Here is a 21,756-nt window from a genome sequence, read left to right on the forward strand (position 1 = left end):
ATTTATGCTTACCATTTTATTTATACATTTAGCCGGGCTGGTTACCCCCGGTCCCGATTTCTTTTATGTGGTTAGACAATCCGCCAGCCATTCAATTAAAAAAGGCATTTTAGCGGCAATCGGCATTTCTATTGGCATTATTTTCTGGGCAAGTTTTGCTATTTTCGGGCTGGCTTGGCTGAGTAAAAGCATAGGCGAAATTTTCCAATATAGTGTGATGTTAATTGGTGGCTGCTACCTTGTATATATCGGTTCAAAAATGGTAAGAGTAACCGAAAGTATTCGCTTTACAGAGCATAAAGCCGAGCTAATAACACTGAATAACCTCACAGAAATCAGAAAAGGCTTATTAATTAATATCTTTAATGCCAAAGCCGGAGTTTACTTTACCAGCGTAGTTTCTGCTTATATCGGTAATTTTACTGAAACACTACAAATGTTCGAACTGCTCCTACTCTTTGTAGTCAGCACCTTTATGTATTTCTGTGTGGTGGCACTACTCTTCTCTCGCCGACCGGTCAGACTGTTCTATGCTAAATACAGCCGCTATATTGATAATATCTCAGGCGTGATTTTCATCTTATTCGGCTTAATGCTGATTTATGAAGGACTCACTCACTTACTCCGCTAACAAGCGGTTAAATTTAGCGAAAAATTTGCAAATTCCATTCAGAAAAAATAGTGTTATTTTATACAGTTTCTGCTATGCTACTGCCAATTTTAACTCTGAGATAAAAAAATGATTGGACGACTACACGGCAAAATTATTGAAAAGCAACCACCCGAAATTTTATTAGACGTGCAAGGGGTCGGCTATGAACTACTGCTCCCGATGACTAGTTTCTACAGCCTGCCACAAATTGGCGAAGAGGCAACTATTTTCACCCATTTAGTGGTACGAGAAGATGCTCACTTGCTATTCGGTTTTGCCCAAAAACAAGATAGAACGCTATTCCGTGAATTAATTAAAACCAACGGTGTTGGGCCGAAGCTCGCGTTGGCAATTCTATCGGCAATGTCGGTATCTCAATTTGCCACCGCGATTGAAAATGAAGAGCTGGTAAAATTAACCAAAATCCCGGGAATCGGTCGGAAAACCGCAGAACGCTTATTGGTGGAACTCAAAGGCAAATTTAAAGGAATGGCACAGAGCGATTTCTTTGTGGAAGTATCGCACGAGCAAATTGTGGCAAGTAATACGCCAGACCCGGCAAATGAAGCCCTTGATGCCTTAATAGCCCTAGGCTACAAACCTGCCGATGCGGAAAAAATGATTAAGAAAGTGAATAAATCCGGTGCAACGAGCGAACAGCTTATTCGTGAGGCGTTAAAAAATTCATTATAAACATTAAATTATGATTGAAGCAGATAGAATCATCAGTGCCTCACCTAAGCGTGAGGAAGAAGTTATAGACCGAGCAATCCGCCCGAAACTGCTTGCCGACTATGTCGGGCAGCCATCGGTGCGGGATCAAATGGAGATCTTCATCAAAGCCGCTAAATTGCGGGAAGAGGCATTAGATCACTTACTGATTTTCGGGCCTCCAGGTTTGGGTAAGACAACCCTTGCCAATATTGTGGCAAACGAAATGGGGGTCAATATTCGTACCACCTCAGGACCTGTGCTAGAAAAAGCCGGCGATTTGGCGGCAATGCTGACCAACCTTGAACCTTACGATGTGCTGTTTATTGATGAGATTCACCGCCTTTCTCCAGCGATTGAAGAAGTGCTTTACCCTGCAATGGAAGATTACCAGCTCGATATTATGATTGGGGAAGGACCTGCTGCTCGTTCCATCAAGCTCGATCTACCGCCTTTTACCCTTGTAGGGGCAACCACCCGTGCCGGCTCGCTGACCTCGCCGTTACGCGATCGTTTTGGGATTGTACAACGCTTAGAATTTTACTCAGTGGACGATCTTACTCTGATTGTCAAACGTAGTGCCGATTGTTTAAATCTCAATTTGTCGGCAGACGGTGCTTATGAAGTGGCTCGCCGCTCCCGTGGCACACCCCGTATTGCCAACCGCTTACTCCGTCGAGTTCGGGATTACGCCGATGTGCGTAATAACGGCATTATTACCTCCGATATCGCCAAACAAGCTCTGGCAATGCTTGATGTAGATTCGGAAGGCTTTGATTTTATGGACATTAAACTGTTGCAAGCGATTGTAGAACGCTTTGATGGCGGGCCGGTGGGATTAGACAATCTTGCGGCAGCTATCGGCGAAGAACGAGATACGATTGAAGATGTGCTAGAGCCTTATCTGATTCAGCAAGGCTTTCTACAACGCACACCAAGAGGCAGAATTGCTACCAGCAGAACCTATGCCCATTTAGGTATAGCCCAAATAGATTAGTCATATTTCTAAAGGCATTGATACATAAATAAAAAGCGGATAGTTAGTACTATCCGCTTTCATTTGCAAAAAATCAATAAAATTTGACCGCTTATCCGCTAGGCTTTTTCAGTCTCAAAACGCTCAAAAGCTAATACTCTGCTTTCTAATTTTCTGAGAACGATTGTCATAATGCCGGTAATTACCAAGTAAATAACCCCTGCCATACCATAAATTGATAATGCGTCATACTCTGTACCATAAAGCTGGCGAGCATAGCCCATAATATCCATAATCGTAATGGTTGATGCAAGCGATGTGCCTTTAAAAACTAGCACAATCTCATTACTATAAGAAGGTAAAACACGTTTTAATGCGTAAGGCACTAAAATTTTCAGTGTATCTAAACGGCTCAAACCAAGGGCTGCGCAAGTTTCCCATTGCCCCTTCGGAATCGCTTTTACCGCACCGTGGAACAACAATGTCGAATAGGCAGCACTGTTTAACGCTAAAGCCAACATTGCACAGAACCAAGCATCGGATAATAATACCCAAGCCGCACTTTCTGTAATCCATTCAAATTGCCCCGGGCCACTATAAATCAAGAAAAATTGAATTAATAAAGGCGTTCCGGTAAAAAGCGTAATAAATCCGTTTACCAACCACTTTAACGGACGATTTTCTAACGAGAGAATAAACGTAAGAATGATCGCTAAAATAAAGGCAATGATGAGCGCCATAAAAGTGAGCTGTAGGCTGGTGCCAATACCCTGTGAAATTTCAACTAAATAATCCCACCACATTAGGCAACTCCTCGCTCAAAACGGGTAAATCTACCTTCTAATACTTTAATCACTCGCTGGCTAATTAGAGTAATCGCTAAATAAATAAGTGCTGCTATCCCATACCAAGTAAAAGGTTGATGAGTATTAGCATTAATTAACTCCGATTGACGCATTAAATCATCTACCCCAATTAACGATACCAATGCCGTATCTTTTAACAGCACTAACCACTGATTGCTTAAGCCTGGTAAAGCGTGTCGCCAGACTTGAGGGAGAATAATGCGAACAAATACTTGCGCTCGGCTTAACCCCAATGCAGTGCCTGACTCCCATTGCCCAACTGGAATAGCTTTAATTGCGCCACGTAAAGATTGGGAAGCATAAGCAGCAAAAATAATACCCAGCGCAATAGCCCCACACCAGAAAGCATTTAACTCCGCAAACTCATCGGTGATCAAGAAAATGACTTGGATAAGACCAAAATAGATCAAAAATACCACTAAAATCTCCGGCAACCCACGCAATAATGTAATTATTATACTAGTTGGTTTACGGATACATGCAATCTTACTGGTTTCAAGTACCACAAAAAAGATTGACAATAACATTCCAATCAAGAGGCTTGCCAGCGCAATCCCTAAGGTCATCAGGGTTGCGTTGACAAGTAAGTTAAAAATATCGCTAGACATTATTTCCCAGCCATCCAAGTATTATAAATTTGCTCATATTTACCATTTGTTTTGATGGTAGCTAAAGCCGAATTTAATTTTTCAAGCAATGCAGTGTTAGATTTATTTACCGCAATACCATATCCATTACCAAAAAAGGCTTTATCGACTACTTTTTCACCCACGAAATCTAACTCTTTTTCGGTTTTTAGCCACTCTGCCAATACTGGTGTATCACCAAATACCATATCAACACGTCCATTTTTTAAATCTAACACTGCCGATTGTAGGCTAGCGTAAGGTTTTAAATTATATTGTTTGGCATTTTTGCTTAAGTATTGTTGAAAAGTTGTACCATTTTGCACGCCGACATTCTTAGCTGTTTCAGGTGTAAATTTACCCTTCATTGCGACATAACTTACTGAGTTTTCTAAATAAGCATTGGTAAAGGCAACCTGTTTTTGACGCGCTTCAGTAATATCCATGCCTGAGATAATTGCATCAAAATTTTTAAATTTTAATCCTGCAATTAAGCTATCGAATGATTGCGTTTTAAATTCGCAAGTTGCTTTTAGTTCTTCACATAATGCTTTTGCAATATCTATATCAAAGCCAATAACTTCACCTTTTTCATTTGTTGTTTCAAAAGGGGCGTAAGAAGGCTCCATCGCAAAAGTGATAGTTTCTTGTGCATTGGCAGAAAATGTTGCAAATGCGATAGCAGAAGCTAATAATAATTTTTTCATTGTTGTGTCCTTTTTCTGTTGTTATAGATTACTCTGAGTGAGATAAATATTGAGCAAATTGCTCTGTTTTCGGTGATTCAAAACAACTTGCATCACCTTGTTCAATAATTGTACCTTTTTCCATGTACACCACTTTGCTTGCCACCTTACGAGCAACGCCGACTTCATGAGTCACAATCACCTGAGTAATGCCTGTAGATTGCAATTCTTTAATAATATCAACTACTTGTGCAGTAATTTCCGGGTCAAGTGCAGCGGTAGGTTCATCAAATAATAAAACCTGTGGCTGCATCATCAATGCACGCGCAATTGCTACCCGTTGTTGTTGCCCACCAGAAAGGTGTAAAGGGAAACGCTCCGCAAATTCACTTAACCGTAAACGATCTAAATGCCCTTTTGCTCGAGTAATAGCCTCTTCTTTGCTTAATCCTAACACCTTCATAGGTGCTTCAATTAAATTTTGCATTACGGTCAAATGTGGCCAAAGGTGATATTGTTGGAACACCATTCCTACTTCACGGCGCAGCAAACTAACTGCTTTAGTATTAGTTTTAGCCGTCAAGTCAAATTGGTGATTGGCTATCTCTAAGGTCCCCGATTGCGGTACTTCCATTAAATTTAAAGTGCGAATTAACGTACTTTTACCTGCACCACTAGGCCCAAGCAGCACGACCGTATCACCTTTTTCAATTTCTAAATTAATGTCAAATAAAGCTTGATTTGAGCCATAGAAAAAATTGACATTTTGAATACGAATTGCCATTCGTGAAAATCCTACCTTGTTCAAACAATGAATGAATAGTAATTATTTTTGCATAAATATGCAAATAAATTTTTTAGTTATTTGAAATATTTATACAAAATAACCGCTTGCATACATTAAAAATATACAAGCGGTCTAATTTTTTCAGAATTTTGCAATTTATTAGGCTATAATCTGCCCCCTAATTATTTTTCAATTACCATTTTAGTATGATTAAATCACTGTTTTCATTATTTTTCAGCTTGTTGATGATCACTACATCTCAGGCTAGCCTGTTCTCCTCGCAGCCAAAATTTTTAAAGGCTGAAGAGGCTTTCGTATTTTCTCTAGAAAATCAAGATAATACTTTGCACTTAAAGTGGGATATTGCAAAAGATTATTATCTTTACAAAAAAGAGATTAAAATCACCCCACATAACATTGAGCTAGGTGAAATAACACTCCCTACTGCAGAACAGCATAATGACGAATTTTTCGGCCTAGTTGAAATCTACCGAAATCAATTGCAACTAACTGCACCTTTCAAAACTATTAAAAATGATGCTTCAATCGTAGTGGAATATCAAGGTTGTACCAAAGGTTTTTGCTATCCGCCGGAACGAGTAGAGCTGAAATTTGACAGCATTCTTTCTGCCACACCTGAAGAACTTGAGCAACTAGGAACACAAGCGGTCGAAAAAAGTGAACATTTTGCAAAAAACGACAATGAGACCAAAGCAGAGCAAGATCAACTGGCTGAAAATTTAGCTAATAATCGTTTTTCCATTTTTTGGTTTTTTGTATTAGGCGTTGGATTAGCATTCACCCCTTGCGTACTGCCGATGCTACCTCTTCTTTCTGCGATTGTTATCGGTAACAAACAACGCCCTTCCACCGCCAAAGCATTGCTGTTAAGTATTGCCTATGTGCAAGGAATGGCAGTTACTTACACCTTGCTCGGCTTAATTGTAGCGGCTATCGGCTTGCCTTTCCAAATCGCCTTACAAAGCCCACCCGTGCTGATTGGTTTATCTATCGTCTTTATTCTGCTTGCCTGCTCAATGTTTGGCTTATACGAAATCCAGCTACCAAATAGCTGGCAACAAAAACTCAATGCAATGAGCCAAAAACAGCAAGGTGGTGCGTTGGGTAGCGTGTTTTTAATGGGGATGATCGCAGGCTTAATTGCTTCCCCTTGTACTTCTGCCCCACTTTCCGGTGCATTGCTTTATGTGGCACAAAGTGGTGATTTAGTCACCGGTGGATTAGCTCTCTATCTACTCGCACTGGGAATGGGTTTACCACTGATTTTAATTACCTTATTCGGCAACAAAATTCTGCCAAAATCCGGCGAATGGCTGTTAAAAGTAAAAGCTGCATTCGGTTTTGTTATGCTCGCCTTACCTGTGTTCTTATTAAGCCGTGTGCTGCCAAGCCACTATGAACCGTTTTTATGGTCAGCCCTTGCCGTTGCGTTTTTGATCTGGCTGGTGGATGCAATTCCATCTAATTCAATCACGAAAAAGATCATTAAAGTCTTATTATTGCTAGCTTTAGCCATTGCAGCTAAACCTTGGGCAGATTTAGCTTGGAACGGCTCAACCACTCAACAGCAAAACACACCGCACTTAGTATTGGAAAAAATTCAATCACTTGCAGATTTAGAGACAAAATTGACCGCTTCCAAGGGTAAAAAAGTGATGCTCGATCTCTATGCCGACTGGTGTGTCGCCTGCAAAGAGTTTGAAAAATACACCTTTAGTGACCAAAATGTTCAGAACAAACTGAATGAAATGGTAGTGTTGCAAATTGATATGACGAAAAACTCGGCTGAAAATATCGAGCTGATGAAACACTTTAATGTATTAGGTTTGCCAACGATTCTGTTTTTTGATGAAAACGGCAATGAAATGAGCCAATCTCGTGTTACTGGCTTTTTGGATGCCGAGCAATTTTTAGCTTGGCTGAATAAGTTATAAAGAAAAGAAATGAATCAAGAAAATCATAAAATTGAAGACATTATTCGCATTTTTAATCAATGCTTTGCTGATGAATATAACACTCGTCTAGAGCGGGGGGGTGATTATCCGATTTACTTGCCCGAATTTATGGACGAAGATGGTGTGCCGAGCGAACGCCCTTACAATGTGATTTTATTTGCTCACGGCTATTACAGCAGTGCCTTGCACGAAATTGCCCATTGGCTCGTTGCCGGTGAAGCTCGGCGTAAACTTGAAGATTTTGGCTATTGGTATGAACCGGACGGACGTTCTGCCGAACGCCAACGTGAATTTGAAAGTGCGGAAATCAAACCGCAAGCGATTGAATGGGTGTTAGCAACTGCTGCCGGTTTTCGTTATTTTGCTAGTGCCGACAATCTCTCGGGAAACCCCGGCGACAATTCCGCCTTTAAACAAGCAGTGTACGACCAAGTCAAACTCTATGCGGAACGTGGCTACCTTCCCAAACGAGCTGAAACGCTCCGCAAAGCCCTCTGTGCTTTTTATAACACCCCTGATGTGATTGATTTAGCTCAATTTGATATTGAACGGATTTAGTTGCAAAATCTTTAACAAATTAGCCCGCTTATAACATATACAAGCGGGCTAATTTTTGAAAAATATTGCATTTGTACTAAACGATACCCTACTTATCTATTTCTATTACCTTGATTACTTCCTATCCAAACCCCTTTGTTTCAGCGTACAACTGTTTCTTTTTTTCATATTTTCTATTATATTAGCGTACAACTGTTCACTGAAATAGAAAGTAAAAATAAGATTATGAACACTTTAGATTTTCACTTTATCCACCGTTTCCACCAGCAAGTTCAGGCTCTTAGCCACCGCCCAGCTTTACGTTTTATGCAAAATGAAAAATGGTCAGAAATAAGTTGGTTAGAATTACAAAAACAGGTCAATAACCTTTCTTATGCCTTGCTGGCAAACGGTCTTGCCGTTCAAGAAAAAATCGCTATTTTTGCACAAAATATGCCTCGTTGGACAATTACCGATATTGCTGCAATGCAAATTCGTGCGGTAGCAGTGCCGATTTATGCAACCAGTACCACCAAACAACTTGAATATATCCTGAATGACGGGGATATAAAAATCCTCTTTGTTGGCGATCAGGAACAATATGATCAAGCCATAGAAATAGCGAACAACTGTTCGCTATTAATAAAAATTGTCGCGATGAAAGACTCGATAGATCTGCGTGATTTCCCTATCGCTCAACATTGGCAAGATTTCATTAAGGTTACTCAAGATGAAGCTGAATTAACCAAACGTTTAAATAATAAATGCTTAGACGATTTATTCACTTTAATTTATACCTCGGGAACAACCGGTGAGCCTAAAGGCGTTATGTTAGATTATGCTAATTTAGCTCATCAACTTCAGGCACATAATAAAGCACTCCCTCATATTGATGAAAATGATATATCCCTTTCATTTTTACCTTTATCGCATATCTTTGAACGTGCTTGGGTCGCTTATGTGCTACATCGAGGAGCAGTAAATTGCTATCTGGAAGATCCTCAACAGGTACGCCAAGCACTCTCAACGGTACGACCTACATTAATGTGTGCCGTACCAAGGTTCTATGAAAAAATTTATACTGCGGTGTGGGATAAAGTCCAACAAGCACCGATACATCGCCAAGCGTTATTTAAATGGGCAATCCGTACCGCCGAAGCCAATCTGTTTGGTAAAAAATCGACCTTTTTCCACCGCTTGCAGTACATTATGGCAGATAAATTGGTGCTAGGAAAATTACGAGCCTTACTAGGTGGACGTATTCGTATGATGCCGTGTGGAGGAGCGAAATTAGATCCGTCTATCGGGCTATTTTTCCAAAGTATAGGCATCAATGTAAAACTTGGATACGGAATGACCGAAACTACTGCCACTATTTCATGCTGGCAGGAAAAAGGCTTTAATATCAACTCAACCGGTACCTTAATGCCTGATGTTGAGGTCAAAATTAGTGAAGAAAATGAAATTTTAGTGCGTGGAGGCTTGGTTATGAAAGGTTACTACAAAAAACCGGAAGCCACTGCTCAAGCCTTTACTGCTGAAGGTTTTCTAAAAACGGGAGATGCCGGTGAACTGGATTCGGAAGGCAATCTTTATATTACCGATCGTATTAAAGAATTAATGAAAACTTCAAACGGTAAATATATTGCCCCACAATACATTGAAGGAAAAATAGGTAAAGATAAGTTTATCGAGCAAATTGCGGTGATTGCTGATGCTAAGAAATATGTTTCCGCATTGATAGTTCCTTGCTTTGACAGTCTTGAAGAGTATGCTAAAAAACTCAATATTTCTTATCAAGACAGGTTGGAACTCATTAAAAATTCTGATGTTGTCAGAATGTTTGAACAACGGATTAACGAATTACAGCAAGACCTTGCAGGTTTTGAGCAGATTAAAAAGTTTACCTTATTGTCTCAAGCATTTAGTACCAAAATGGAAGAAATTACGCCGACATTGAAATTAAGGCGGAAAGTCATTTTAGAACGCTATAAACAACAAATAGACAAAATGTACGAATAATAATGAAAAAGTAGAGATTTTTTCTCTACTTCCTTCATTTTATACCGCAGCGGTAACTACAATTTCGACTTTCCAATTTGGATTGGCTAATTTAGCCTCCACCGCCGCTCTTGGTGGGGCGTTATTTGGGGCAACCCATTCGTCCCACGCACGGTTCATTTCCGCATAATCTGCCATCTCTTTTAAATAAACCGTAGCCATTAGAATTTTACTTTTATCGCTGTTGGCTTTTGCCAGCCATTTATCAATTTCTGCCAGCACTTGCCGGGTTTGGGTGTAAGCATCGGCGGTGTCATCTAACGGCACTTGCCCTGCCAAGTAAGCCACACCGTTATGTATTGCCATTTCCGAAAAACGGCTACCAACTTCAAAACGTTGAATCATTTTTACCTCTACTGTTTTATACATTGCCCTTTATAAGCTTTATGCCCTTTTATTTCTTGCTTGATATCCATTTCTTTTTCATCAAAATCAGTGATGATTAATTCCACCGTTTTATTATTATCACTATCAGAAAGTGAGCTAAATAAATTCTCTTCAAATTGTTGTAACTCCGAATCACGTTGTAATTCAGACCATATTTGTGAACGATGGCTACGCTGTACAGATTCTGAGACGATACGATAAACAATAGCCCCGTTTTTCACACTCCAGCGCCCATTCTGTTGTAATGAATACTCAAAAATCGACTTTTGAATAGGGTAATATATACCACCTTGATTGGTCATAGTCCCATTTGTGGAAAATCGTAAATTATCCACCGTACGAATATTAAAATCATCGTACTCAATAGTGCATTGCCATTGCCCAATCAGTTGATTAGGATTAGAAATTGTTGAAGAACAACCAGCTAATGCAAGTGCTGATAAACCTAAAAAAATTAACTTTTTCATATTCTCTAAAAAGCTAGAACGGATCTTATATCCGTTCTATATATCATAACAAAAGGGCGAAAAATTTTTCGCCCCTACCCGGTATTATTCGACTTTTACAATCCAACCTTGCGGTGCTTCAACATCACCAAATTGAATACCGGTTAATTCCGCATATAAACGGCGGGTAACAGGCCCCACTTCGGTTTCTGAATAGAACACGTGGAATTTATCTTTATGTTGAATCCCGCCAACAGGTGTAATCACCGCTGCCGTACCACAAGCACCGGCTTCGGCAAATTGGTCTAACTGGTCGATATACACATCGCCCTCAATCGCTTCCATACCTAAACGCTCTTGGGCAAGGTATAACAATGAGTATTTGGTAATACTTGGCAAAATCGACTCTGAAATCGGGGTAATAAATTTATTGTCTTTGGTAATGCCAAAGAAGTTCGCCGCCCCTACTTCTTCAATTTTAGTATGGGTTTTCGGATCTAAATAAATCGCATCGGCAAACTTACGGGTCGCTGAACTTTGCTCAACTGCTAATTCGTGCGGTAATAAACTCGCCGCGTAGTTACCACCTACTTTTACCCCACCTGTTCCCATTGGAGCGGCACGGTCATAGTCGGTAGTAATAAAGTTTGAAGGAGCTAAGCCACCTTTGAAATACGCCCCTACCGGACAGCAGAAGACGGAGAAAATAAATTCAGGTGCAGCTTTCACGCCAATATTTTCACCCACGCCGATTAAAAACGGACGTAAATAGAGGGTTGCTCCCGAACCGTAAGGCCCTAACCAATCTTGGTTGGCTTTCACCACTTCTTTACAAGCACGAATAAAGAGCTCGGTTGGCACACGTGGCATTAATAAACGATCTGCGGTGCGTTGCATACGCTCGGCATTTTGATCCGGGCGGAATAGATTAATTGAGCCATCTTTACAACGATAGGCTTTTAACCCCTCAAAACATTGTTGCCCGTAGTGCAAGGCGGTTGAGCCTTCGTGAATATGCAAGGTATTGTCTTGGGTTAATTCGCCGTCGTTCCATTTGCCATCTTTCCAATGTGCGATGAAACGGTAATCGGTTTTGATATAAGAAAAGCCTAAATTTGCCCAATCTAACTCTTTTAATGCCATGTTGTGTCCTTTTATTTTTATGTTACGAAATAATTTTGACATTCTAAAACAAAATAACTCTTGAGGTAAGAAGTTTAAGCCTAAATCGCAAGAAAAAATTAAGGCTCTTAACTATAAGAGCCTTAACATACTGGTTTGGAATTATGCTGCGTGTTTTGCCGCAGTTTCTTTTAATAAGGTTTGAAGTTCACCTTTTTGGAACATTTCTAACACGATGTCGCAACCGCCAACCAATTCACCTTCTACCCATAATTGTGGGAAAGTCGGCCAGTTTGCAAATTTTGGCAATTCCGCACGAATATCCGGATTGGTTAAAATATCCACATAACCGAAAGGCACTTGGCAGTTAATTACCGCTTCCACCGCACGAGCGGAGAAACCGCAAGATGGGAATTTTGGTGAACCTTTCATATAAAGTAGAATCGGATTTTCGCTGATTTGTTGTTTGATTTTGTCAATAGTTTCCATTTTTAGCCTCAAAATAATAATTTAAAATAGTTGAGTAATTATATCAGAATTAAGTTAGCACAGAAATAGCTTTAAATATCAATATCACGCCGTCCAGCAAAAGAGTGAGAAAGCGTTGTACCATCAACCATTTCTAATGAACCACCGACCGGCACACCGTGAGCAATACGAGTAGCTTTCACGTTATACATTCTGCACATTTCAGCAATGTAGTTTGCGGTAGCATCACCTTCAATGGTCGGATTAGTCGCCAAAATCACTTCGTGGAAAGATTCCTGTTCCAAGCGTTGTTGCAATAAATCTAAGCCGATTTCACGAGGGCCTATACCATCAATCGGCGACAAATGCCCCATCAGCACAAAATAACGCCCTGAAAATTGCCCGGTTTGCTCAATCGCTTGAATATCTTCCGGCATCTCTACCACGCAAAGTTGTCCGCTCATCTGACGGCGAGGATTTTTACAAATCGAACACTCTTCCTCTTCGGTAAAAGTACGGCACGATTTGCAATGTCCGATATGGCTCATTGCCTCATTTAAGGCTTTTGACAACGCCACACCGCCGGAACGATTACGTTGCAACAGATGGTAAGCCATTCGCTGTGCCGATTTCGGTCCGACACCGGGCAATGCACGCAAGGCTTCCATCAAATTTTCAAGTAAAGGACTGGTTTGCATACTTAAATTAGAATGGGAATTTCATACCCGGCGGCAGTTGCATACCGGCAGTCACACTTGCCATTTTCTCTTTTTGCATTTCTTCTGCACGGCGAACCGCATCGTTAAAGGCAGCGGCAACTAAATCTTCCACCATCTCTTTATCATCTTCCATTAATGATGGGTCGATTTCAATTCGGCGGCAGTTGTGAGCCCCGTTAATAGTGACTTTTACCAACCCTGCACCAGACTCGCCTGTTACTTCTAATTGGGCGATCTCTTCTTGCATTTTTTGCATACGCTCTTGCATTTGCTGAGCCTGTTTCATTAAGCCGCCTAAGCCACCTTTTCCAAACATAATTTTTCCTCTTAATTTTCAATAAAAAATAAACGGCTTATTCTACTGAACCACTTTCTAATCCGCAAGCGGTTAATTTTTCCCAAAAATTTGCAAATTTGCTAAAATAGCCCGTTCTTTTTATTCCTCGCACTTTAACTATGGCTTTAACCCGTTTATTAATCAACCATTTTAGAAATATCCAACATACTGATTTGGCATTTAGCCCGCATTTTAATTTTTTAGTCGGAGCAAACGGCAGTGGCAAAACCAGTTTGCTGGAAGCGATTTTCTATCTTGGACACGGGCGTTCGTTCAAAAGCCATATCAGCAACCGTATTATCCATTACGACAAAGACGATTTTGTGCTACACGGTAAAATTGACGAGGCAAAGCACAGTTGGTCGGTCGGCATTCAAAAATTCCGCAGTGGCGAGACGACACTCAAAATCAACGGTGAAGACGGCAATAAAATTGCCGATTTAGCCCATTTATTGCCGATGCAAGTTATCACTCCCGAAGGCTTAACCTTGCTTAACGGCGGCCCGAGTTTTCGCCGTGCTTTTTTGGATTGGGGCTTATTTCACCAACACCCCGATTTCTACGCTCATTGGAACAATCTTCGCCGTTTATTAAAGCAACGCAATTCAGCGTTACAACAAGTTCGCTCTTATCTGGAACTCAAAGCGTGGGATATCGAATTGGTGAAAACCACTTATGCCGTGAGCGAAATGCGAGCCGAATACGCCGAGGCCTTACGCCCCGAAATTGAGAAAACCTGCCAATTTTTCCTGCCGGAAATCGAAATCGGCTTGAGCTTTCATCAAGGCTGGGAAAAAGGGGCGGATTATGCTGAAATTCTGGCACAAGGTTTTGAACGGGATAAAGCACTTGGCTATACGATGATTGGGGCTCAAAAAGCGGATTTCCGGTTTAAAGCAAACGGCTTGCCGGTGGAAGATGTGCTTTCCCGCGGGCAATTAAAGCTCTTGATGTGTGCCTTAAGACTGGCTCAAGGCGAACATTTGGTTGCTCAAAAACAACGCCAATGCCTGTTTTTAATTGACGATTTCGCCTCCGAACTCGACCCAACCAAACGTGAGCTTTTAGCACATCGTTTAAGAGAAAGTGGCTCACAAGTATTCGTTACCGCCATTACTCAAGATCAGCTCAATCAAATGCAATGGCAAGACAGAAGCGATGATTGTTTGTTTACGGTAAAAAATGGCGAAATTCAGCCACAGTAAGCGGTCAGATTTGGGGGCAATTTTACAAAAATGTTTCTTCCGATGGCGCGAGCGTCCACGCTCGTGCCAAAACAAGCGGCTAATTCTGCATAAAAATTTGCAAAAAATAGATCATTATTAACCGCTTGTAGAATACGAAATAGCACTAGCGTGGACGCTAGCGCTATCAGAACAAAAACCAACCTACCTTTACTTTCTTGAATCGTTAGCCTGTTGGAGCAATACTCTACTCTCTTTTAAGAACTGCTCCGAATAATCGCCAAACCAGTGATGCACTTCCTCAAAAGCCTTGATAAAACCGGCTTTGTCGTTGCGTTTAAAGAAATCCAGCCCTTGTTCAAAGCTCTCTTTTAAGGTTTCAATGGTGGCTAAATTTTCCGGTTTATCGGCAATAATATCGGCATATAAGCTGCCGTCTTGGGCAAATAAACGCCCAATCATTGCCAACTCTAAGCGGTAAATTGGTGAAGATAATGCCAATAGTTGAGAGAGTTGCACCGGCTGGCGAGAAAGATGTAGCCCGAATGCAAAGGTGGAAAAGTGGCGTAAGGCTTGAATGTAGGTCATGGCATTATCGTGTGCTGCTGCCTCAATCTCTTCAATTTTAGCCCCCCAAATTTTGATTTGCTCAAGTAGCCATTGGTAGCGTTCGGGGAAACGTCCGTGACAGCAAGCCACCACTTGCTTTGCTTGACTGGCAATATCCGGCCCGAACATTGGGTGCAAACCGACCACGGCTCCACGATGCACTTCCAGCATTTTTTGCAACGGCTGAGCTTTTACTGAGGTTAAATCCGCCAAAGTCATTTTTTCGGTTAAATAAGGCTGTAAACGTGCGATTGTCTCAAGCGTGTTGGCAATCGGTACACACACAATCACCAAGTCGGCATCGGCTAAAATCGCTTTCGCATTGCCCCAATCATCACGCCCAAGAGCCTCAACATCGTAGCCGGATGAGGTTAAATATTGCCCGAACAATCCGCCCAATTTCCCTTTACCGCCGACAATCACGATTTTGTTAATCTCTGGGTTTACGCATTTAAAGCCGTGTTTGTTTTCATTAGCGTAAGATTCCCGCATCACACGGCGTAGTACATCTTCAATTAAATCTGCCGGAATGCCTTGTTTTTCCGCCTCAGCACGGCGTGCGGCAATCATTGCAGTTTCTCGCTCGGGGGCATAAACCGGTATGCCGTGTGCCGATTTTACTTTTCCGACTTCCGCCACCAAGGCTAAACGCTGGGAAAGTAGTAGGATAAGTTGTTGATCAACTTGGTCAATTTGTTCTCGTAAAGGGGATAATGGGTTCATATATTCACCAATAAAGTTCCCCTCTTTAGCAAAGAGAGGGAGAAGATTGTTACAAATTATTTATTACGCAATTTTTCAGCAAAATTCGTCAATAAACTCTCGGTGGTTTGCCAATCAATGCAAGCATCGGTAATCGACACTCCATATTGCATCTGCTCAAACCGCTGTTCTGAAGATTGATTGCCTGCGTGTAAATTACTTTCAATCATTAAACCGATAATCGAGGTGTTACCTGCCAATAATTGTTCCAACACATTTTCTGCCACAAGTGGCTGACGGCGATAATCTTTATTGGAATTGCCGTGGCTGCAATCAATCATAATCGCTGTAGGTAAGTTTGCTTGTTTTAGCACCCATTCACAATCATCAACATATTGCTTTTCATAATTTGGGGTTTTACCGCCACGTAAAATAATATGTCCGTCTGCATTACCTTTCGTTTTGAGTAAAGTAACTTGCCCCTGTTGGTTAATGCCGATAAAACGGTGGCTTTGTGCCGATGATTGCATTGCATTTAGGGCAACCGCTAAACCGCCGTCCGTCCCGTTTTTAAAACCTACCGCCATTGACAAGCCGGAGGCTAATTCACGGTGAGTTTGGGATTCAGTGGTTCTTGCCCCAATTGCCGACCAGCTGAACAAATCCGCTAAATATTGTGGTGTCATCGGATCTAAGGCTTCGGTCGCTAACGGCAAGCCAAGTTCGGCTAAATCCAAACAGAGTTTTCGTGCGATACGTAAGCCGGTTTCGACATCAAAAGAGCTGTCCATTTTCGGATCGTTAATCAGCCCTTTCCAACCTACAGTAGTGCGGGGCTTTTCAAAATAAACCCGCATCACAATATACAACTTATCACTCACTTGCTCCGAAAGAGCTTTTAATTTTTTACCATATTCAAGGGCAGCAACTGGGTCGTGAATCGAACAAGGTCCAATCACAATCAGTTGGCGTTTATCTCGTCTGTGAATAATATCGGAAATCGTTTTGCGTGAACGTTCAATTTGATTGCGTAAATGTTCCGGCAACGGAAATTCTTGTTTTAACTCTTGTGGGGTCAGTAATACCTTTTCATCTTGGATATTTACGTTATGCACGCTATCTTGATTAAACACAGTGTTCATTTTTATTTCCTTGTGTAAATTTTAAATTACACTCACTTTACAATGTAATTTTTAAAGTTTCAACTATTTTTTGTTTCACACTATCAACCGTAATTTTTTCCATCCAATTTTTGCCTTTGGCTTTTGTTGCCCAAGCTAATTGCTGCCAAGGTTTACCATAAGATTGCAAAATCGCTTCATCATATACCGAAACCACTTTGTCTAAGTCATTGTAAGGGCCTGTCCGTCTTGGATTATGAATCGCATACAACCCAATCACCGGCGTATTTTGCGTAGTGGCGATATGGGCAGGACCTGAATCTGAAGAGATCACCAAATCAACCTGACGAATAACACCTGCAAGCTGTTTTAGCGTGGTTTTACCGGCAATACTCGTACAATTCGGGGCAAGTTGTTGAATTTTGGCTGCGGTTTCCATTTCATATTGCGATGGAGAACCTGCAATTAATACATTGATATTTTGCTTACTTAGCCAGTTAGCAATTTCTGCATAGCGTTCCGGCAACCAATCTTTCTCTTTCTTGCTTGAACAAGGAGCAATGAGTATATTTTTCCTTGTAAAATCAATAAATTGTTTGCCATAAGCTAAATCTTGATCATTCACAGGCAAATTCCATTGTGCCGATAAATCCATTACTCCAATGGCTTTGGCAAACATCATTTGCCCGTCAAGCACGTGAGGAGAGTCCGTCATTTCTACTTTCCGGTTGGTAAACAACCATTGCATTTCCCTTGCTCTGTCTTGATTAAAGCCGATTTTTTTCTTCGCTTTAATCCCAAGAGAGAGAATTGAAGCTCGGAATGCCGTTTGCAAATTTAACAAAAAATCAAACCGCTTGTGAGAAAGCTCTCGCCAAAGTGTAAAGATACCTTTCCACCCTGTTTTTTTGTCATAAGGAATTAAGTGAACATTCGGAATATCTTTCATTAAAGCAGCTTCGGTTTTACCGATAATCCAAGTAATTTCAGCGCTAGGATATTGTCGTTGAATAGCTTGAATAACCGCTAAGGTATGACAAACGTCGCCAATGGCAGAAAGGCGGAGAATACAGATAGAAAGAAGTTTATTGTGCATAATAATATCAATAGTTCAGATTACATAAAGCTATATTAAGACAGAAAAAAAGCCACATAAAGTGTTTTATGTGGCTTTTGCGTTAATCGTTTAGATTATTCAACTCTTAAGATACGACAAGTATTTGTACCGCCAGCTTTTAATTCATCTCCGTGAGTTAAAAGCACTAATTCGCCAGTTAATAAATAGCCTTGTTCTTTTAATTGAGCAATGGCTTTTTTCGCCCCTTCCATTGTGCGGCTGTCTTCATTGTAATATACCGGTGTTACACCACGATATAATGCACAAAGGTTTAATGCTTTTTGGTTACGAGACATCGCATAAATCGGTAAACCTGAGCTGATACGGCTGGTTAATTTAGCCGTTTCGCCTGAATGCGTTAATGAAATAATCGCCGATACACCTTCTAAATGGTTCGCAGTGTACATTGCAGACATTGCCACCGCTTCTTCAATAGATTTAAACGTACCTTCCATACGGTGGCGAGAAATATTAATGCTTGGCATTGTTTCAGCACCTAAACAAACTTCCGCCATTGATTTCACCGTTTCAACCGGGTAGTCACCGTTTGCAGTTTCGCCTGAAAGCATTACCGCATCAGTACCATCTAACACCGCATTTGCCACGTCCATTACCTCAGCACGGGTTGGCATTGGTTTTTTGATCATTGACTCCATCATTTGAGTTGCAGTAATAACCACTCGGTTTAACTTACGAGCACGGCGGATTAAACGTTTTTGCACGCCAACTAACGCCGCATCACCAATTTCAACCCCTAAGTCACCACGAGCAACCATCACCACATCAGCACCTAAAATGATGTCGTCCATTGCTTCTTCTGTCGCAACAGTTTCAGCACGTTCTACTTTCGCTACAATTTTAGCCTCTAAACCAGCTTCTTTCGCTAACTCACGTGCATAATGTAAGTCTGCACTAGATTGAGGGAATGAAACCGCTAGGTAATCCACACCGATTTTCGCCGCTAATTTAATGTCTTCTTTATCTTTGTCGGTTAATGCAGGAGCTGATAAACCACCACCTAATTTGTTAATCCCTTTATTGTTTGATAACGGGCCACCAACTGTCACTTCGGTGTGAACTTTAACGCCTTCTACTTCTAACACTTTCAGTTGAACATTGCCATCGTCTAATAACAGAATATCGCCCGGAACGACATCATTAGGTAAGTTTTTGTAATCTAAACCTACAGCTTCTTGATGGCCTTCTCCACGCGGTAAATCTGCGTCTAAGGTGAATTTATCACCAATATTTAAGAAAATTTTACCGTCTTTAAATGTCGAAACACGAATTTTAGGACCTTGTAAATCACCCAAAATCGCAACATGACGACCTAATCTTGCAGCAATTTCACGCACTTTATTCGCACGTTCAATGTGATCTTCAGGAACACCGTGGGAGAAGTTCATACGAACCATATTTGCACCGGCAGCAATGATTTTTTCTAAAGTATTGCCACGGTCGGTAGCAGGGCCCATTGTACAAACGATCTTCGTTCTTCTGAGTTTTCTAGACATTATTTGACTCCATCAATAAATTTAAAAATTAAGTTAAAATCTTTCTAAGCATCTTGATTATGCGTTAAACGAGGGTCATTATACGCCTAAATCAAGAGAGTTTAAATACAACTAAAGGAGAATGTTATGAATATTTGGATTATGCGCCATGGGGAAGCAGGCTTTAATGCTTCGAGTGATGCTGCTCGCTGTTTAACCGACAATGGTATAAAAAACACCATTTCACAGGGAAAATGGTTAGGAGAACATTTAGCCAACCAACAAATTCAATTAGATAAAATTCTCGTCAGCCCATACCTTAGGGCGCAACAAACGCTTGAAAATGTGCTTATTGGTATGCAAGCGGTCAATTTTCCCCAACATTTTACCAACCTCATTGAAAGTTGGGACGAGGTTACGCCTGACGGAAACCCGCATACAGTAGAAAGCTATCTACATTTTTTAAGAGAGGAAGGCGCAAAAAATATTCTTCTGATTTCACATCTCCCACTTGTGTTCGATCTCGTCCAAATTTTAACGAATAACCAAAGCAATGTACAATTTCCAACTTCAACCATAGCAGAAATTAATTGGGTAAAGACAAAAGCTGAGCTAATGCGAGTAAAGCATACTTAATTCTTTCATTTTTAGAATGTCAATATAAAAATTTTCAATTTTTTTATAAATTGTCGAATTTATAGACTTCCAAAATACCTAAAAAATGCGTATCATACCAGCCCTCAAATCAGTACTAAACTGATCCATAAGCTATTATAAGAAAGTACGGTATTTACCGTACTTTTTATTTGGATATCCCTCTGGTTAAAATTACTTCAAATTTGTTAATAAAAGGTTAAAAATGCAAATAGGACAATATGCAATCAAAAATCGTATTTTCCTTGCACCTATGGCTGGAATCACAGATCAGCCTTTTCGCCGCTTATGTAGCCAACTTGGAGCAGGTTTAACATTTTCAGAGATGATGTCTACCAATCCTGATGTATGGCATACTGAGAAATCACGGTTGCGGTTAGCACACCACGATGAAATAGGCTTAAATGCCGTACAAATTGCAGGTTCTGATCCTGTTGAAATGGCAAAGGCTGCAAAGATAAATGTTGAGTATGGTGCCGATATTATTGATATTAATATGGGTTGCCCGGCAAAAAAGGTGAATAAAAATATGGCAGGCTCTGCTCTTTTACGTAACCCCAAATTAGTCGCTCAAATATTAGATTCTGTAGTCAATGCCGTTGATGTCCCTGTGACACTAAAAATTAGAACAGGTTGGGATCAGGAAAATAGAAATTGTCTGCAAATTGCGAAAATTGCAGAACAAGCCGGCATAAAAGCTCTCACTATTCACGGGCGTACTCGAAGCTGTTTATTTAATGGCGAAGCTGAATATGAAAGTATTAAGGCAGTAAAAGAAGCAATTTCTATCCCAGTTATAGCAAACGGAGACATTGACTCTGCGGAAAAAGCAAAGTTTGTTCTCGACTATACCAAAGCCGATGCAATCATGATTGGGCGCGCTAGCTTTGGAAATCCTTGGATATTTAAGGAAATTAATGATTTTTTTGAAACTGGATTATCTTCACCATTATCAATTGATAAAAAATACCAATTAATGTTTAAACATATTGAGGATTTGCACCAATTTTATGGTGAAGAAAAAGGTTATCGTATTGCACGAAAACATGTTGGTTGGTATACCGAAAAATTAAATCCGGAATCAAATTTTAAACGCACTTTTAATACACTAAGTTCCACAAAAGAGCAACTTTATGCATTAGAAGATTTTGTTAAATCGATTCATTTAGAATCTCAATTAAGAAAAGTTGGATAAAAAAATGTTAGAGCAACAACCTACACAAAACCCATTAACAGTAACAATGTTAAATGCACAAGCGCAGCAGGTTAATAAACCACTTCGCGATAATGTGAAAGCAGCATTAAAAAACTATTTATCTCAATTAAATGGTGAAGATCCAACAGAATTATACGAGTTAGTATTATCTGAGATCGAACACCCGATGTTGGATATGGTTATGCAATATACCCGTGGTAATCAAACCCGTGCAGCAACAATGCTAGGTATTAACCGCGGTACATTACGTAAAAAATTAAAAAAATACGGAATGGGTTAATCTAACCTTTGGCTCAAAACGAT

24 protein-coding genes are annotated in these 21,756 nt (G+C 40.5%); 10 read left to right on the forward strand and 14 right to left on the reverse strand.

What is annotated here, in order from left to right:
• Positions 1–4: 4 nt before the first annotated feature.
• From EL242_RS10615 to ruvB, 3 genes are all read left to right on the forward strand, one after another.
• Positions 5–631 (forward strand): LysE family transporter, encoded by a 627-nt coding sequence (locus EL242_RS10615; RefSeq protein ID WP_126302561.1) that lies wholly within the window; start codon positions 5–7, stop codon positions 629–631.
• Between the two features lie 108 nt (positions 632–739).
• Positions 740–1,345, forward strand: a complete 606-nt coding sequence (gene ruvA / locus EL242_RS10620) for a Holliday junction branch migration protein RuvA (RefSeq protein ID WP_126302562.1) — start codon at positions 740–742, stop codon at positions 1,343–1,345.
• A 10-nt stretch (positions 1,346–1,355) separates the two neighbouring features.
• Positions 1,356–2,360, forward strand: a complete 1,005-nt coding sequence (gene ruvB / locus EL242_RS10625; RefSeq protein ID WP_040080998.1) for a Holliday junction branch migration DNA helicase RuvB — start codon at positions 1,356–1,358, stop codon at positions 2,358–2,360.
• Between the two features lie 98 nt (positions 2,361–2,458).
• On the opposite strand, the gene artM is transcribed toward ruvB, so the two are convergent.
• From artM to artP, 4 genes are read right to left on the reverse strand one after another with little or no spacing between them, the layout of a single operon-like run.
• A complete protein-coding gene (artM, locus tag EL242_RS10630) occupies positions 2,459–3,142 on the reverse strand; it encodes an arginine ABC transporter permease ArtM (protein ID WP_126302563.1) in 684 nt (227 codons plus the stop codon).
• Entirely contained in the window at positions 3,142–3,813 is a 672-nt protein-coding gene (artQ, locus tag EL242_RS10635) for an arginine ABC transporter permease ArtQ (protein ID WP_126302564.1), read from the reverse strand. Before artQ ends, artM begins: the two co-directional genes overlap by 1 nt.
• Positions 3,813–4,538, reverse strand: a complete 726-nt coding sequence (locus tag EL242_RS10640; protein WP_126302565.1) for a transporter substrate-binding domain-containing protein — start codon at positions 4,536–4,538, stop codon at positions 3,813–3,815. The genes artQ and EL242_RS10640 overlap by 1 nt, the downstream gene beginning before the upstream one ends.
• A 28-nt stretch (positions 4,539–4,566) precedes the next feature.
• Positions 4,567–5,301, reverse strand: coding sequence for an arginine ABC transporter ATP-binding protein ArtP (artP, locus tag EL242_RS10645; protein WP_126302566.1), 735 nt, complete (start codon positions 5,299–5,301; stop codon positions 4,567–4,569).
• Positions 5,302–5,510: 209 nt separating this feature from the next.
• Between artP and EL242_RS10650 the strand changes: the two genes are divergently transcribed.
• From EL242_RS10650 to EL242_RS10660, 3 genes are all read left to right on the forward strand, one after another.
• On the forward strand, positions 5,511–7,259 hold the full coding sequence (locus EL242_RS10650; protein ID WP_126302567.1) for a protein-disulfide reductase DsbD: 1,749 nt from the start codon (positions 5,511–5,513) through the stop codon (positions 7,257–7,259).
• 9 nt (positions 7,260–7,268) lie between these two features.
• Positions 7,269–7,838 (forward strand): elongation factor P hydroxylase, encoded by a 570-nt coding sequence (locus tag EL242_RS10655; protein ID WP_126302568.1) that lies wholly within the window; start codon positions 7,269–7,271, stop codon positions 7,836–7,838.
• Between the two features lie 225 nt (positions 7,839–8,063).
• Positions 8,064–9,839, forward strand: a complete 1,776-nt coding sequence (locus EL242_RS10660) for an AMP-dependent synthetase/ligase (protein WP_126302569.1) — start codon at positions 8,064–8,066, stop codon at positions 9,837–9,839.
• 39 nt (positions 9,840–9,878) lie between these two features.
• Here EL242_RS10660 and EL242_RS10665 read toward each other — a convergent pair whose 3' ends face one another.
• The 6 genes from EL242_RS10665 to EL242_RS10690 all read right to left on the reverse strand — a co-directional run bounded on the left by EL242_RS10665 (position 9,879) and on the right by EL242_RS10690 (position 13,336).
• Positions 9,879–10,223, reverse strand: coding sequence for a RidA family protein (locus EL242_RS10665; RefSeq protein WP_126302570.1), 345 nt, complete (start codon positions 10,221–10,223; stop codon positions 9,879–9,881).
• Between the two features lie 8 nt (positions 10,224–10,231).
• Positions 10,232–10,732 (reverse strand): membrane lipoprotein lipid attachment site-containing protein, encoded by a 501-nt coding sequence (locus EL242_RS10670; RefSeq protein WP_126302571.1) that lies wholly within the window; start codon positions 10,730–10,732, stop codon positions 10,232–10,234.
• A gap of 84 nt (positions 10,733–10,816) precedes the next feature.
• On the reverse strand, positions 10,817–11,854 hold the full coding sequence (locus EL242_RS10675; RefSeq protein WP_126302572.1) for a branched-chain amino acid aminotransferase: 1,038 nt from the start codon (positions 11,852–11,854) through the stop codon (positions 10,817–10,819).
• Between the two features lie 141 nt (positions 11,855–11,995).
• Complete coding sequence (grxD, locus tag EL242_RS10680; protein ID WP_021280117.1) at positions 11,996–12,322, reverse strand: Grx4 family monothiol glutaredoxin; 327 nt, start codon at positions 12,320–12,322, stop codon at positions 11,996–11,998.
• 71 nt (positions 12,323–12,393) lie between these two features.
• Positions 12,394–12,999: a recombination mediator RecR gene (gene recR, locus EL242_RS10685; RefSeq protein ID WP_126302573.1), complete on the reverse strand. Its 606-nt coding sequence runs from the start codon at positions 12,997–12,999 to the stop codon at positions 12,394–12,396.
• 7 nt (positions 13,000–13,006) lie between these two features.
• A complete protein-coding gene (locus tag EL242_RS10690) occupies positions 13,007–13,336 on the reverse strand; it encodes a YbaB/EbfC family nucleoid-associated protein (protein WP_005600053.1) in 330 nt (109 codons plus the stop codon).
• A 140-nt stretch (positions 13,337–13,476) separates the two neighbouring features.
• Here EL242_RS10690 and recF point away from each other — a divergent pair, with 140 nt between their 5' ends.
• Entirely contained in the window at positions 13,477–14,562 is a 1,086-nt protein-coding gene (gene recF, locus EL242_RS10695) for a DNA replication/repair protein RecF (protein ID WP_126302574.1), read from the forward strand.
• Between the two features lie 189 nt (positions 14,563–14,751).
• Here recF and tyrA read toward each other — a convergent pair whose 3' ends face one another.
• The 4 genes from tyrA to pyk all read right to left on the reverse strand — a co-directional run bounded on the left by tyrA (position 14,752) and on the right by pyk (position 19,604).
• Positions 14,752–15,873 (reverse strand): bifunctional chorismate mutase/prephenate dehydrogenase, encoded by a 1,122-nt coding sequence (tyrA, locus tag EL242_RS10700; RefSeq protein ID WP_126302575.1) that lies wholly within the window; start codon positions 15,871–15,873, stop codon positions 14,752–14,754.
• 56 nt (positions 15,874–15,929) lie between these two features.
• The gene (locus tag EL242_RS10705; RefSeq protein ID WP_126302576.1) at positions 15,930–16,994 is read right to left on the reverse strand and encodes a 3-deoxy-7-phosphoheptulonate synthase; all 1,065 of its coding nucleotides are present in this window, start codon (positions 16,992–16,994) and stop codon (positions 15,930–15,932) included.
• 37 nt (positions 16,995–17,031) lie between these two features.
• The gene (locus EL242_RS10710; RefSeq protein ID WP_126302577.1) at positions 17,032–18,069 is read right to left on the reverse strand and encodes a glycosyltransferase family 9 protein; all 1,038 of its coding nucleotides are present in this window, start codon (positions 18,067–18,069) and stop codon (positions 17,032–17,034) included.
• A 95-nt stretch (positions 18,070–18,164) separates the two neighbouring features.
• Positions 18,165–19,604, reverse strand: coding sequence for a pyruvate kinase (gene pyk, locus EL242_RS10715; RefSeq protein ID WP_126302578.1), 1,440 nt, complete (start codon positions 19,602–19,604; stop codon positions 18,165–18,167).
• A 126-nt stretch (positions 19,605–19,730) separates the two neighbouring features.
• On the opposite strand from pyk, the gene sixA reads away from it, so the two are divergent.
• The 3 genes from sixA to fis all read left to right on the forward strand — a co-directional run bounded on the left by sixA (position 19,731) and on the right by fis (position 21,733).
• A complete protein-coding gene (gene sixA, locus EL242_RS10720) occupies positions 19,731–20,219 on the forward strand; it encodes a phosphohistidine phosphatase SixA (RefSeq protein ID WP_126302579.1) in 489 nt (162 codons plus the stop codon).
• A gap of 223 nt (positions 20,220–20,442) precedes the next feature.
• The gene (gene dusB / locus EL242_RS10725; protein WP_006247966.1) at positions 20,443–21,432 is read left to right on the forward strand and encodes a tRNA dihydrouridine synthase DusB; all 990 of its coding nucleotides are present in this window, start codon (positions 20,443–20,445) and stop codon (positions 21,430–21,432) included.
• A 4-nt stretch (positions 21,433–21,436) separates the two neighbouring features.
• The gene (gene fis / locus EL242_RS10730; protein ID WP_006247967.1) at positions 21,437–21,733 is read left to right on the forward strand and encodes a DNA-binding transcriptional regulator Fis; all 297 of its coding nucleotides are present in this window, start codon (positions 21,437–21,439) and stop codon (positions 21,731–21,733) included.
• The last annotated feature ends 23 nt before the right edge of the window (positions 21,734–21,756 follow it).

It is taken from the genome of Mannheimia haemolytica, assembly GCA_900638155.1.
In the GTDB taxonomy this organism is placed as follows: Bacteria; Pseudomonadota; Gammaproteobacteria; order Enterobacterales; family Pasteurellaceae; genus Mannheimia; species Mannheimia glucosida.

Coding starts and splice junctions, on each gene's coding strand:
- EL242_RS10615 (WP_126302561.1), top strand. CDS start 5: ATGCTTACCATTTTATTTATACATTTAGCCGGGCTGGTTACCCCCGGT.
- ruvA (WP_126302562.1), top strand. CDS start 740: ATGATTGGACGACTACACGGCAAAATTATTGAAAAGCAACCACCCGAA.
- ruvB (WP_040080998.1), top strand. CDS start 1,356: ATGATTGAAGCAGATAGAATCATCAGTGCCTCACCTAAGCGTGAGGAA.
- artM (WP_126302563.1), bottom strand. CDS start 3,142: ATGTGGTGGGATTATTTAGTTGAAATTTCACAGGGTATTGGCACCAGC.
- artQ (WP_126302564.1), bottom strand. CDS start 3,813: ATGTCTAGCGATATTTTTAACTTACTTGTCAACGCAACCCTGATGACC.
- EL242_RS10640 (WP_126302565.1), bottom strand. CDS start 4,538: ATGAAAAAATTATTATTAGCTTCTGCTATCGCATTTGCAACATTTTCT.
- artP (WP_126302566.1), bottom strand. CDS start 5,301: ATGGCAATTCGTATTCAAAATGTCAATTTTTTCTATGGCTCAAATCAA.
- EL242_RS10650 (WP_126302567.1), top strand. CDS start 5,511: ATGATTAAATCACTGTTTTCATTATTTTTCAGCTTGTTGATGATCACT.
- EL242_RS10655 (WP_126302568.1), top strand. CDS start 7,269: ATGAATCAAGAAAATCATAAAATTGAAGACATTATTCGCATTTTTAAT.
- EL242_RS10660 (WP_126302569.1), top strand. CDS start 8,064: ATGAACACTTTAGATTTTCACTTTATCCACCGTTTCCACCAGCAAGTT.
- EL242_RS10665 (WP_126302570.1), bottom strand. CDS start 10,223: ATGATTCAACGTTTTGAAGTTGGTAGCCGTTTTTCGGAAATGGCAATA.
- EL242_RS10670 (WP_126302571.1), bottom strand. CDS start 10,732: ATGAAAAAGTTAATTTTTTTAGGTTTATCAGCACTTGCATTAGCTGGT.
- EL242_RS10675 (WP_126302572.1), bottom strand. CDS start 11,854: ATGGCATTAAAAGAGTTAGATTGGGCAAATTTAGGCTTTTCTTATATC.
- grxD (WP_021280117.1), bottom strand. CDS start 12,322: ATGGAAACTATTGACAAAATCAAACAACAAATCAGCGAAAATCCGATT.
- recR (WP_126302573.1), bottom strand. CDS start 12,999: ATGCAAACCAGTCCTTTACTTGAAAATTTGATGGAAGCCTTGCGTGCA.
- EL242_RS10690 (WP_005600053.1), bottom strand. CDS start 13,336: ATGTTTGGAAAAGGTGGCTTAGGCGGCTTAATGAAACAGGCTCAGCAA.
- recF (WP_126302574.1), top strand. CDS start 13,477: ATGGCTTTAACCCGTTTATTAATCAACCATTTTAGAAATATCCAACAT.
- tyrA (WP_126302575.1), bottom strand. CDS start 15,873: ATGAACCCATTATCCCCTTTACGAGAACAAATTGACCAAGTTGATCAA.
- EL242_RS10705 (WP_126302576.1), bottom strand. CDS start 16,994: ATGAACACTGTGTTTAATCAAGATAGCGTGCATAACGTAAATATCCAA.
- EL242_RS10710 (WP_126302577.1), bottom strand. CDS start 18,069: ATGCACAATAAACTTCTTTCTATCTGTATTCTCCGCCTTTCTGCCATT.
- pyk (WP_126302578.1), bottom strand. CDS start 19,604: ATGTCTAGAAAACTCAGAAGAACGAAGATCGTTTGTACAATGGGCCCT.
- sixA (WP_126302579.1), top strand. CDS start 19,731: ATGAATATTTGGATTATGCGCCATGGGGAAGCAGGCTTTAATGCTTCG.
- dusB (WP_006247966.1), top strand. CDS start 20,443: ATGCAAATAGGACAATATGCAATCAAAAATCGTATTTTCCTTGCACCT.
- fis (WP_006247967.1), top strand. CDS start 21,437: ATGTTAGAGCAACAACCTACACAAAACCCATTAACAGTAACAATGTTA.